This window comes from Rhizobium indicum (genome assembly GCF_005862305.2).
Lineage (GTDB): Bacteria > Pseudomonadota > Alphaproteobacteria > Rhizobiales > Rhizobiaceae > Rhizobium > Rhizobium indicum.
In genome coordinates this window covers 2,713,402-2,726,122 of the sequence record NZ_CP054021.1, presented here as the reverse complement: position 1 = coordinate 2,726,122, position 12,721 = coordinate 2,713,402, and the positions used below count along the sequence as shown (strand labels likewise).

Annotated in this window: 8 protein-coding genes; 4 read left to right on the top strand and 4 right to left on the bottom strand. The window is 60.9% G+C overall.

Annotated elements, in window-relative coordinates; genetic code table 11:
- Window positions 1-3: 3 nt before the first annotated feature.
- Window positions 4-1,758, bottom strand: a complete 1,755-nt coding sequence (locus tag FFM53_RS13470; RefSeq protein ID WP_138389355.1) for an alkaline phosphatase — start codon at window positions 1,756-1,758, stop codon at window positions 4-6.
- Window positions 1,759-1,845: 87 nt separating this feature from the next.
- On the opposite strand from FFM53_RS13470, the gene FFM53_RS36910 reads away from it, so the two are divergent.
- The 3 genes from FFM53_RS36910 (at window position 1,846) to FFM53_RS13455 (ending at window position 4,303) form a co-directional block, all read left to right on the top strand.
- On the top strand, window positions 1,846-2,058 hold the full coding sequence (locus FFM53_RS36910; RefSeq protein WP_011654045.1) for a hypothetical protein: 213 nt from the start codon (window positions 1,846-1,848) through the stop codon (window positions 2,056-2,058).
- 111 nt (window positions 2,059-2,169) lie between these two features.
- Window positions 2,170-3,204, top strand: coding sequence for an aspartate-semialdehyde dehydrogenase (locus FFM53_RS13460; protein ID WP_003543997.1), 1,035 nt, complete (start codon window positions 2,170-2,172; stop codon window positions 3,202-3,204).
- A 277-nt stretch (window positions 3,205-3,481) separates the two neighbouring features.
- Complete coding sequence (locus FFM53_RS13455) at window positions 3,482-4,303, top strand: lytic murein transglycosylase (protein WP_138389354.1); 822 nt, start codon at window positions 3,482-3,484, stop codon at window positions 4,301-4,303.
- A gap of 45 nt (window positions 4,304-4,348) precedes the next feature.
- On the opposite strand, the gene FFM53_RS13450 is transcribed toward FFM53_RS13455, so the two are convergent.
- The 3 genes from FFM53_RS13450 to pdxY all read right to left on the bottom strand — a co-directional run bounded on the left by FFM53_RS13450 (window position 4,349) and on the right by pdxY (window position 7,653).
- Window positions 4,349-5,968, bottom strand: a complete 1,620-nt coding sequence (locus FFM53_RS13450; protein ID WP_138331959.1) for a GGDEF domain-containing protein — start codon at window positions 5,966-5,968, stop codon at window positions 4,349-4,351.
- Between the two features lie 96 nt (window positions 5,969-6,064).
- Window positions 6,065-6,706 (bottom strand): carbonic anhydrase, encoded by a 642-nt coding sequence (locus tag FFM53_RS13445; RefSeq protein WP_003544008.1) that lies wholly within the window; start codon window positions 6,704-6,706, stop codon window positions 6,065-6,067.
- Between the two features lie 71 nt (window positions 6,707-6,777).
- The gene (pdxY, locus tag FFM53_RS13440) at window positions 6,778-7,653 is read right to left on the bottom strand and encodes a pyridoxal kinase PdxY (RefSeq protein ID WP_029874631.1); all 876 of its coding nucleotides are present in this window, start codon (window positions 7,651-7,653) and stop codon (window positions 6,778-6,780) included.
- 276 nt (window positions 7,654-7,929) lie between these two features.
- On the opposite strand from pdxY, the gene FFM53_RS13435 reads away from it, so the two are divergent.
- Window positions 7,930-12,705, top strand: a complete 4,776-nt coding sequence (locus FFM53_RS13435; protein WP_138389353.1) for an NAD-glutamate dehydrogenase — start codon at window positions 7,930-7,932, stop codon at window positions 12,703-12,705.
- The last annotated feature ends 16 nt before the right edge of the window (window positions 12,706-12,721 follow it).

Genomic DNA, 12,721 nt, shown 5'->3' with positions numbered 1-12,721 from the left:
AGATCAGTTCGTCTGCTTGGCGCCGAGAGCGAAGGTGTCGGCGAGCACGCGATAGACGTCGCTCTGTTCCATGTAACCATGGAAACCTTCAGCGCCCGGACCAGCCGATTGAAGGACGACGTCGTCGGCTGCGTGGACACCACTATCGCCGCTCTTCGGAATATTGCCCTGAACGAAGACCGCGCCGGGAACATCCTTATACTGCTCGTTGGCGACATATTCCTTCTTTTCGTTCTGGACAGCCGGAACGAACGGACCATCGAGCTTCGGACGGAAGGTCTCGTAGTGATCCGGGCCATTGTTGGCACTCAGGAACAGGCGGCGGCTGACATCGACCTTATCGGGATAGCCGTCGCCGTTTTCGTCCTTGTAGTTCGGGAAGCCAGCTTCGGCATAGGTCCCGACCTTTTCGCGCATTTCCGTGCCGGGCTTTTCATCATCGACGGTACCGATGATGGATACGCCATGTGTGTGGTCGCCTGTGACGACGATCAGCGTATCCGGATGCGCCTTCTGGAATTCGCGGGCCACGCCGATGGCCTGGTCGAATTCGATGGTTTCGTAGACGGCACGATCCCAATCGAGCGGATGGGACATTTTGTCGATCGAGGAGCCTTCGACCATCAGGAAGAAGCCATCAGGATTCTTCGAGAGGCGGTCGAGCGCAACCTTGGTCATGGCGACGAGGCCTGGCTGGTACGGGAACTTGTCGACGGTACCCTTCTTCAGGAACTCTCGATCAAGCGTGACGTCCATATTGCCGGTGTGGAAGAGACCGAGGAGATTGCCTTCAGCCGATGCATTGGCTGCGAGCTCGTTCTTGTCGGTGGCAAGCTTGTAGCCGGCATCCTGGAACTGCTTGATGTAGTCCTGATTGTCCTTGCGCTTGGAACCGGCGACTTCCTTGCCGAGGAAATAGGCCGAGCCGCCGCCGAGGAGGACTTCCGGCTTGACGTCGAGCAGCATGCCGACGACGTCGGCCTTGTCGTTGCGGTTGCGGGTGTGAGCAACGACCGCAGCCGGCGTGGCGTCTTCGACCTCGGCCGTTGCAACGATGCCGATCGACTTCTTGGTCAGGCGGCGAACGGCTTCTGCGAAGGTTTCAACACGCGGATCATCGAGGGATGCCGGCGTACGGTCCGCGTAAACGCCGATCGCGTTGACGGCCGTCTTGTGACCCGTCATGTAGGCCGACATGGTGTTGGCCGAGTCCGTATCGACGGCATTCGTCGCCGACGTGCCGATAAAAGCCATACGCTCGAGATCATCCATATTCAGGCGGCCATTCGCCTTACCTTCGGTCATGCCCTTGGACATGATGCGGGCAGCGGTGCGATGCGCAACGGATAGCCCGTCACCCAGCAGGAAGATGATGTTCTTGGCCTTCGGCTGGGCCGCTGTTTCGTAAACGTTCCAGGTGACGGACTTCGTTTCGTCGCCGGCAGCGACTTCGATCTTGTAGTCGCCAGGAGCGGAAATCTTCAGGCCGCGCAGCAGGATAGCGGAACCGAGAGCCTTGTCGTCCTTGCCCTTTTCCAGTTCGACGAACTGCGCCTCGCCCCCAAGCACGGTCTTATAGTCCTGGCCGTTGACCGTGATCTTCACGTCTTCGAGCTTGACCTGCTTGTTGAGCTCGACCTTGAAATCGAACGGCGAACCGGCAAGGATCGTCGCGCGATCAAGCGGATAGACCGTCGTCGCCTGAGCGGCGCCCGCAAGGATGGTGGTGGCCGCAAAGGCGGCAAGAAGCGTACGCATGGAAAACCCCCGTTTTCGTTGCAGACATTAACAACCGCGCCGGGATACCTCCCGAGGATGACAGCGGCATGACAAAACGTCGCAGCATTGCGGTCGCCGCTTTCGCCTGCCGGCTCTGAGCGCAAAAACCTTGACTCCTGTGGAAAACCTTCTAAGAGCAACAGCGGAAAAGGAATCTCCATGGTTCGCGACGAACACGCCATTGCCGAATGCAATGACCGGGCACGAGTTGCCGGGGTGGACATTGCCGTTCCGGTTTCTTCCAAAACCAAGGCCAAAACGACGACGAAAACCGTCTGACGTCTCTGGCCTGCCGCTCTCTCCCCGGCTCGGCTGGGGACAGGAAGACGCGATTAGTCGCGCCTTTCCCCTCACCGGACAAGAGGAGAGAAGAGAAAGAGAGCTTGAGAAATGGGTTTCAAAGTAGCAGTTGCGGGAGCAACCGGAAATGTCGGCCGGGAGATGCTCAACATCCTCTCGGAGCGAGGCTTCCCCGCCGATGAGGTCGTGGCACTCGCCTCCTCGCGTTCGCAGGGCACCGAGGTTTCCTACGGTGACCGGACGCTGAAGGTCTCCAATCTGGAGAATTACGATTTCTCCGATACCGACATCTGCCTGATGTCGGCCGGCGGCGAGGTCTCCAAGAAGTACTCGCCGAAGATCGGCCAGCAGGGCTGCATCGTCATCGACAATTCCTCGGCCTGGCGCTACGACGCCGACGTGCCGCTGATCGTGCCGGAAGTCAACCCGGATGCCATCAGCCAGTTCACCAAGCGCAACATCATCGCCAATCCGAATTGCTCGACCGCCCAGCTGGTGGTGGCGTTGAAGCCACTGCACGACTTCGCCAAGATCAAGCGTGTCGTCATCTCGACCTACCAGTCGGTCTCCGGCGCCGGCAAGGACGGCATGGACGAGCTCTTCAATCAGACACGCGCCGTCTTCGTCGCCGATCCGATCGAGAACAAGAAATTCACCAAGCGTATTGCCTTCAATGTCATCCCGCATATCGACGTCTTCATGGAGGACGGCTACACCAAGGAAGAATGGAAGGTGCTGGCCGAGACGAAGAAGATGCTCGACCCGAAGATCAAGGTGACCTGCACCGCGGTGCGCGTGCCGGTTTTCATCGGTCATTCGGAATCGGTCAACATCGAATTCGAAAACGAGATCACCGCCGACCAGGCCCGCGACATCCTGCGCGATGCACCGGGTTGCCTCGTCATCGACAAGCGCGAGGATGGCGGCTACATCACGCCTTATGAATCCGCCGGCGAGGATGCGACCTACATTTCGCGCATCCGCGAGGATGCGACGGTCGAAAACGGCCTGAACATCTGGGTGGTCTCCGACAATCTGCGCAAGGGCGCTGCGTTGAACGCCATCCAGATCGCCGAGCTGCTCGTCAATCGTGGTCTCGTCAAGCCGCGCAAGCAGGCTGCCTGATACCATTTGTAAACCATAATATGCTAAAGCCCTGCTGATGATGAGGCAGGGCTTTTTGCCGAATTGTGGACGCTTCTGTCCATAAGCGCTTGCTGAAAAAGGTGGTCGTGACAAGATCGCCTTCGGCTGGCATTCTGCCCGGCGTCAAGCCAAAGCATGCCGTCCAAAACCGTGCAGCGGTTCGGGACAGCGACATGAACAGAACGAAGACTTTGAGCGCGTCGAATGGCCCCGATCGGCCGCGGCGCGCTTCAGTAGATCGGAAGCGGGGTTTCTCATGCGCATGACAACATTCTTTCTGGCGGCGTTGACGATGGCGGGCGTCCTCCACGCGCTGCCGGCAGCGGCCCAGGGCGCTCAATGCGGTAATAATAGCAGCGGTTTCGGTGCATGGGTCGCCGACTTCAAGCAGGAAGCGGCGGCAAACGGCGTCAGCCGCTCGGTCCTCGACCGCGCCTTCGCCAACGTCAATTACAACAGGCCGACGATTGCCGCCGACCGCGGCCAGAAGAGCTTTAAGCTCTCCTTCGACGCTTTCATGCAGAAGCGCGGCGGTGCCGCGATCATCTCCCGCGGTCGCAGCATGAAGGCCGCCAATCAGGCGCTTTTTGCCTCGATCGAGCGCCGTTTCGGCGTTCCGGCCGGCCCGCTGATTGCGATCTGGGGCATGGAGACCGGTTTCGGCAGCTACATGGGCAACCAGCATACGCTGTCGGCTGTTTCGACCCTTGCCTATGACTGCCGTCGTTCGCAATATTTCACCGACCAGCTCTATGCAGCACTCCAGCTCGTCTCCGAGGGTTATCTGAGCCCACAGGCCAAGGGCGCTGCCCATGGTGAAATCGGCCAGACGCAGTTTCTGCCGCGCAATGTCGTGCGCTTCGGCGCCGACGGCGACGGCAACGGCCGCGTCGACATGGTCGGTTCCCGCGCCGATGCACTAGCCTCGACGGCGAATTTCCTCAAGGGCCACGGCTGGCGCGCCGGCGCCGGCTATCAGCCGGGAGAGCCGAATTTCGTCGCCATCCAGGGCTGGAACGCCGCCAGCGTCTACCAGCAGGCGATCGCCTATATCGGTCAGCAGATCGACGGCAAATAGGCCCGATAGAATACGCGAAAACGCCGCTGCGATATGCGGCGTTTTTCATTTGCGGGAATCAAAGCCGCCGCCGGAAGCCGCCTTGCGTCGCTCCTCCTGCACCGGGGCCTGGATGATTGGTCCCGAGACGACGCAATTGCGGCCGGAGGCCTTGGCGGCGTAAAGCGCCAGGTCGGCGCGTTTGACCAGATCCTCGAAGTTCCGGTTGGTGGCTTCATTTGCCCGTCCGGCGCATCCGAAACTCGCCGTCACCTTGAGAACATCGCCGCTCGGCAGGGGGATTTCCGCCGCCTCGATCGCCAGCCGCACACGCTCGGCAACGATTGCAGCATCGTCAGGCGTCGAATCCGGCAGAAGCGCCAGGAACTCCTCGCCGCCATGGCGCACCAAGAGATCGAAGGAACGAAAATTCTCACGCGCGACGCCCGCGACATGCCGGAGCACGGCATCGCCGGCGTCATGCCCGTGAAGGTCGTTGATCTTCTTGAAATGATCGAGGTCGAACAGCACGACGGAAATCCAGCGTGATCCGTGCTCGGCCTGTGTGAGAAGTGCGGATGCGGCGACCTCGAAGCCGCGCCTGTTGTAAAGGCCGGTCAGAAGATCGGTCTGGGCGGCGCTGCGCAACTCGCCCACCAGCGTCTCCCGATCCTGGGTCAGCCGGTCGATCAGGCGCAGGCCCTTTGCCGCCAGCAGCAGCACCAATGTGGCGAGTATCAGCAGGCCGGCACACAGCGCCAGGATCCGTGTCAGGTGTATGTGCGAGCGCGTCGAAAGGCTTTCGCCGGTCTCATGAATATCCTTTGCGGCCTCGATCATCTTCTGCTGCAGGAAGGTCATGCGCTCGCTCTGCGCGGCGGCCCAGACGTCATGCACGGCGCGTGTCGGCCGCGATCCGGCGAGAATGGCATCGGTGATCGCATTCGCCTTTACCTGGCTGCTGCGGCCGAGATAAGCAACGATGTGGCGCACGACCGGCGCGGAGGAATGGAAAACCATGTGATCCATGCCCTCGCCGAGCATGACCTTGCCCTGTACGAAAAGCTCCACCGGCAATCTGGCGGAAGCCCCTTGGTTGAGATAACGGGTGCCGATCCCGGTGATCAGCCTTTCGCCGTAATAGGTCAGCAGGATACCCATCAGCTGGTTGGATTTCTCAAGCAGCACCGGATCGCTGATCAGCGGCGAAAGCGCATCGACGACGGCAAGCTGCTTGAGAGCCGCATACCAGTAGATGGAACCGGGATCACTGCCGGTATAACGCCCCTGGTCTACGGCGCTGCGCGCCGCGACGATGCGGCTGTAGGCAAGGCTGAGAATCGATAATTCGCCGACGAGCCCCTCGTCGAGCGCATCGCGGGAGGGCAGGCTGGCATAAAAAGCGTGGCGTTCGCGATCGAGCGTCACCCGGCTTTGCTGCATGTCGATGGCAGTCCTGCTGCTGGGGTCTGCGAGGTAGCGGCGGGTGGCGCCGATCTCAGTCAGAATCTCCGTTGCGGCGATCGACCCGCCACGGGCAAGCACATCGGCGAACTGCCGGTCCTTTTCGAGGTTCCAGTATTGATTGACCGAAGAACGTATGACGACGACGCCTTCAATGAGCATGAAGACGAAGGGCAGCATGATGGCGGCCAGGATAACCCTTTTGATGGTTTCGAACTTCATCGCCAATCGCCACGGTGATCAAAACGTCGGTCGTGCGCGACCAATTGACGGCGAGCTTAACAACAATCCTTAAAAAACTGATAAACTGGCATGTCCCTAGATTTCGGGACGAATGAAGTCGCGTGTCTCGGCGTCCATGACCCAGAGTTCACCGGTCGAAATGTCGAACCAGGCACCGTGGAGATGAATCTTTCCCGCTTCCTCGAGCGCCTTGATGTCGGGAAAGCTTCTGAGATTGTTGATCGAATTGCGGATGGAGACACGCTCCAGCGCCGTCTGCCGCTCGGCCGCTGTCATCACGTCGTTGCTCTGGATCTGTTCGGCGGCGGGTTTGACCAGCGACATCCAGCGGCCGATGAAATCGCCGGGCGACAATGGCTCGGCATTCGGATCGAGTGCTGAGCGGATGCCGCCGCAGCGGCCGTGGCCCATGACGACGATATCCGAGACCTTCAGCACCTGCACGGCAAATTCGAGTGCGGCCGAGGTCGAATGAAAATGACCGTCCGGCTCGTAAGGCGGCACCATGTTGGCGACGTTGCGGATGACGAAGAGCTCGCCCGGGCCGGCATCGAAGATCAGCTCGGGTGCCGCGCGAGAGTCCGAACAGGCAATGACAAGCGTATGGGGACTCTGACCGTTTTCGGCAAGCTGCCGATACCTGTCGCGGGCGTCGGCATAACGCCCGTTCATAAAGTTGCGATAGCCGTCCAGAAGGGGATTTGGAAAACGCTGCATGCTTCTGGATTAGCGCGCGCCGAAGACAAGATCAACTGCTGCACTGCAAAATGAGCATATCGGCAGATGCGTCATTTTTTCCGCCGCTGCGCCGGGTGCACGAGGCGGCGCATCTGCACCATGGCCATCGGCGTCGAAAGACTGGAAGCATCGCTTGCCAGCATCAACTCGTTGCTGCCGCGCTTGACGGCACGCGCAAGCACCTCGAAGACGCTGGCGGTGGCAAGCTGCAGTGCCTTTTCGTCCTCGATCCCGGAGAGCAGGCGCGACAGGAAGACGGCGGCGATGAGGTCGCCGAGACCATTCGGCGGGTTCTCGACAACACGATGCTCGGCAAGAAGGGCGTGACGGCCGGAAAGATAGAGATTGCCGGTACCACCCGCCATCATCGGCACCGCCGAAGTGACGAGCATGCGCGATGGTCCGAGCGCGAGCGCCGCCTCCATGATCGCGCTGTTGTCTTCGAGGGCTGCCCCCGAAAGCCATGCGAGCTCGTAGCGGTTCGGCGTTGCGAGCGAGGCGAGCGGAATGAGATGGTCGCGAATGGCCTCAGCGGTCGCTTCCGGCACGTAAAGGCCGCCGAGATCGCCCATGACGGGATCGCAGACATAGAGCAGCTCGGGATTGTTTTGCCTCAGCGCACCGATCAGCCGGGCGACGGAGCGCGCCTGGGCGGCATTGCCAAAATAGCCCGAGAGCACCGCCTTGACTTCGCCGATCCAGGGCGCGCGGATCAGATCGTCGATCGCCGCGTCGAAATCCGTTTCCGCAAAAGTCAGCCGCGTCGAGCGGCCGTGGCCGGGATGCCAGGGCAGCACGATGGTCGGCAAGGCCCAGACCGGATGACCGAGCGTCTCCAGCGCAAAGACGGCTGCCCGGTTTCCGACCGAGCCCCGCACCACATGGCTGGAAATGACGATGACTGCGCCCGCTGCATTTTCCGACATGATATCCAAGATCCGAATGATGACCGCGTTTGATGATCTTTTTGACGCCACGCTGTCAACCATTCTTCATGCGGGCGTGGAAATGTTCGGCGGAACGAAAAACCGGAAGACGGGACTTTCGCTTTCGCTTGGCGAAGAAAGCGGAAAATCTCTTACAATTTCTCGTTTCCCGCGCCAAAAAAGCGTCAAAACAATCCTTCGGACCGCTCTTTTAGAGATTTTTTCGAAGAATCTTCTGCTAGCTTGCAAAAAATCAGACATTGAGGGAGGCGATCCATGGCTGCCAGAAACAATCCGAAACGGGAAAAGCAGATCGAAAGCGCGCGCAAGATCGCCAAGGCGACAGGCGAGGCGCATCTCGATCCGGAAATTCTCTTCGGCCGGGCAAGCAATGACGATCTCGAACTCTATACACCGGAAATGCTGGCGCTCTCCGCGGTGCATTCGGCAAAGGAACTTGCTGCCTGGAACGGCAAGGCGCCCCGCGTCGGCATCGACACGATTGCCGATGTGACGCCTGATGGCATCGCCGTCTCGGTGCTTTCAGTCACCGACCAGAACATGCCTTTTCTGTTTGAATCGGTCATGGGCGAAGTGACGAGCACCTACCGCGACCTGTTCATGGCCGTGCATCCCATCCTTGTCATGGAAAAGGGCAAGGCGCTGACGACGTATTCCGCAGATCACCCGAGCGATCCGGCCAACCGCGTCAGCCATATCCAGCTTCATATAGCGCCCCTCAATTCCGCCCAGGCCGCCGATCTCGTCAAACGCATCGAAAAAGTCCTCGAACAGGTCCGCCTGTCGGTTTTCGACTGGAAGCCGATGCTTTCCAAGATCGACGGAGTGATCGCCGAGCTTGCGGCCAACGGCGCCAGCCGGAAGAAGGCCGATCGCGACGAAGCCGTCGCTTTCCTGACCTGGCTGCGCGATGAGAATTTCACTTTCCTCGGCATGCGGGAATATGTCTATTCCGGCAAGGGGACCGATGCCAGGGTCGAGCGCGACAAGGGTGCTGGCCTCGGCATCCTTTCCAACCCCGATGTTCTCGTGCTGCGCACCGGCAAGGACGCCGTGACGACGACGCCTGAGATCCTTGCCTTCCTCGACGGCCCCGACTTCCTGATCGTCACCAAGGCGAATGTGAAATCGATCGTCCATCGCCGCGCCTATATGGATTATGTCGGCGTCAAGCGCTTCGACGCGGAGGGCAACGTCACCGGTGAGCTGCGCATCGTCGGCCTTTTCACCTCGACGGCCTATACCTCGCTCGCCTCGGAAATCCCGCTGCTGCGTTCCAAGATCGACAAGGTGAAGGAACATTTCGGCTTCGACCCGATGAGCCATTCCGGCCGCATGCTCGACAACACCCTGGAATCCTATCCGCGCGACGATCTTTTCCAGATCGACACGACGCTGCTTGCAAGTTTTGCCGAACAGATCAACGACTTGGCCGATCGGCCGCGCGTCCGCGTCCTGCCGCGAATCGACCATTTCGACCGCTTCGTCTCGGTGATCATCTATGTGCCGCGTGAGGAATATGATTCGATCGTCCGCGAACGGATCGGCACCTATCTGAAGACTGTCTATGACGGCCGTGTCTCCGCCTATTACCCGGCTTTCCCGGAAGGCGGCGTGGCGCGCGTGCATTTCATCATCGGCCGCTCGGGCGGCAAGACGCCACGCATTCCGCAGGCAAAACTCGAGCAGGTGATCCGCGAGATCACGGCCCGCTGGGACGACCGTTTCGAGGCGCTGTCAGGCGCCAAGGCCCCGAAGATATCCGTCGACCAGGCCTTCCAGGATTCCTTCACGCCGGAGGAAACCGTGGCCGACCTCGCCGATATCGGTGCCTGCGCCGCCGGCGAACCGCTGCGCATCCAGTTCTACCATCGTCAGGAAGAACAGGGCCCCATCCTTTCCTTGAAGATTTTCCACGCCGGCGGCCAGCTGGCGCTGTCGCGCCGCGTGCCGCTTCTCGAGAATCTCGGCTTCAATGTCGTCAGTGAACGCACTTTCGACATCGGGGTGCCGGTCGCCGATGGAGAAAAGAAACTCGTCGTGCTGCACGACATGGAGCTCGAGGCCCGCAATGGTGGCGAAATCGATCTGGTGCGTTACGGCGCCGCCCTCGAGGAAGCCTTCGTCGCCGCCTTCGCCGGCACGATCGACAATGACAGCTTCAACCGGCTGATTCTTTCGGCCGGGCTTTCGGCACGCGAGACCAACGTGCTGCGCGCCTATGCCCGTTATCTCCGCCAAGCCGGCATCGCCTATTCGCAAGACTATATCGCAACGACGCTCGATAAATATCCCGTCGTCGCCGCCGCCATCTTCCGGCTGTTCCACGACACACTCGACACCCGGCTTTCGGAGAAGGCCCGCGTCAAGAAGCTTGCCGAACTGCACCAGGCGATCGAGGCCGAGCTTGCCGACGTGCCGAGCCTCGACGACGACCGTATCCTGCGCCGCTACGTCAACATCGTCGATGCGACGCTGCGCACCAATTATTTCCAGAAGAACCCGGACGGCTCGCCGAAACCGATGTTGGCCTTCAAGCTCGATCCGCACCTGGTCGATGGGCTGCCGCAGCCGAAACCCTTCCGCGAGATGTTCGTCTACGGCGTCGAAGTCGAAGGTGTGCACCTGCGCTTCGGCAAGGTGGCGCGCGGCGGTCTGCGCTGGTCGGACCGCGCCGAGGATTACCGCACCGAGGTGCTCGGCCTCGTCAAGGCGCAGCAAGTGAAGAATGCGGTCATCGTGCCGGTCGGCGCCAAGGGCGGCTTCTATCCGAAGAAGCTCCCGGTCGGCGGCAGCCGCGACGAGATCTTCAATACTGGCCGCGAGGCTTACAAGACCTATATCCGCACGCTGCTTTCGATCACCGACAATATATCTGGCGCCGACATCGCCCCGCCGAAGGATACCGTCAGGCTCGACGGTGACGATCCCTATTTCGTCGTCGCCGCCGACAAGGGCACCGCGACCTTCTCCGACACCGCCAATGCACTGGCGCAGGAAGCCGGCTTCTGGCTGGACGACGCCTTTGCCTCCGGCGGCTCGGCCGGTTACGACCACAAGAAGATGGGCATCACCGCCCGCGGCGCCTGGGAAACCGCGAAACGGCATTTCCGGGAAATGGACATCGACATCCAGACGACGCCCTTCACCGTCGCCGGCGTCGGCGACATGTCGGGCGACGTCTTCGGCAACGGCATGCTGCTCTCTCCGAAGATCCGGCTCATTGCCGCCTTCGATCACCGCGACATCATCATCGATCCCGACCCCGATATGGAAAAGACGCTGACGGAGCGCCAGCGGCTCTTCGACCTGCCGCGTTCGAGCTGGCAGGATTTTGATAAGAGCGTGCTGTCGAAGGGTGCGATGATCATTTCTCGCGCAGCGAAATCGGTCAAACTGACGCCGGAAGCAGTTGCCGCAATCGGCATCGACAAGGCTGTCGCCACGCCCTTCGAGATCATGACGGCGATCCTGAAGAGTGAGGTCGACCTGCTCTGGTTCGGCGGCATCGGCACCTATGTGAAAGCGCCGTCCGAAACCGACACCGAAGTCGGCGACCGCGCCAACGACCCGATCCGCATCACCGCGGTGGAGGTGCGCGCCAAGGTGATCGGCGAGGGCGCAAATCTCGGCGTTACTCAGAAAGGCCGCATCGCCTACGGTCTGCAAGGTGGGCGCTGCAATTCCGACGCCATCGACAACTCGGCCGGCGTCAATACCTCGGACGTCGAGGTCAATATCAAGATCGCGCTGGCAGCCGCCATGCATGACGGACGCCTGACGCGCGCAAAACGCGACCAGCTTCTTTCTTCGATGACCGGCGAAGTGGCGACCCTGGTGCTGCGCAACAACTACCTGCAGTCGCTGGCGATCTCGCTGACGGAACGCAAGGGGACGGCAAACGGTCTGGAGCTTGGCCGCTTCATGAGCGTGCTCGAGGGCGCCGGCCAGCTGAACCGCAAGGTCGAGACGCTGCCGGACGAGCAGACCCTGGCCGAGCGCTATACGGCCGGCAAGCCGCTGACACGGCCGGAAATCGGCGTACTGGTGTCCTATGCCAAGATCGTGCTCTTCGATGCGCTGGCCGCAAGCGATCTGCCCGACGATCCCTATTTCATCGCGACGCTTTCGAATTATTTCCCCGTGAAAATGCAGAAGTCGAATGCCGGCGATATCGCCGGCCACCGCCTGAAGCGCGAAATCGTCGCGACCGTGCTCGCCAACGAAGCGATCAACCGCGGCGGGCCAAGCTTCACCGTCGCCATGATGGACGCAACGGCGGCTTCGGCACCGGAAGTGGTGCGCGCCGCAATCGTCGCTAGAGACGGTTTCGACCTGACCAGCCTCTGGGCCGGGACGGACGCCCTGGACGGCAAGATATCAGGCGAGATGCAGAACCGCATCTACGAGGAGATCAGCCACAGCTTTATCGTGCTGACGCGCCTGCTGTTGAAAACGGGCATGACCAAGGCCGATATGGCGGAAGTGATTAGCCGGCTGCAGGCAGCCCTGAAGAAGCTGAAAACCGCCTTCGCCGGACAGGTGGCCGGCGAGGTCGCCGTGCGCCAGGCGGAGTACAGCCAGGCGGGCCTGCCCGAAAAACTCGCCGCCGACATCGCCAGCCTCCCGATCTTCGCACTGGTGCCGGAGATCATGCAGATCGCCGAGCGCACCGGCGAACCCCTGGTGCGCGCCGCCGAGAACTACATCGCCGTGTCGCAGACCTTCCGTATCGGCAGGCTGCTGGCGGCGGGCGGGCGGATCCTCACCTCTGACCATTACGAGAATCTGGCGCTTGCCCGCAGCATCGACCAGATCGCCAGTGCAAGGCGCGACATCGTCATCTCGGCCCTTTCCGATCACGGCAAGGAAAAGCTTCCCGTTCAAGCCTGGCATGCGCAGGATCGTATCCGCATCAACCGTATCCTCGAGGAACTTTCAAGCCTCAGCGACGGCGGCGATCCCAATCTCGCGCGTATTACCGTTGCTGCAGGTATCCTGACCGATCTTGCGCGCGACCGGGTGAGGTGAGACAGTCCGCGTCAAA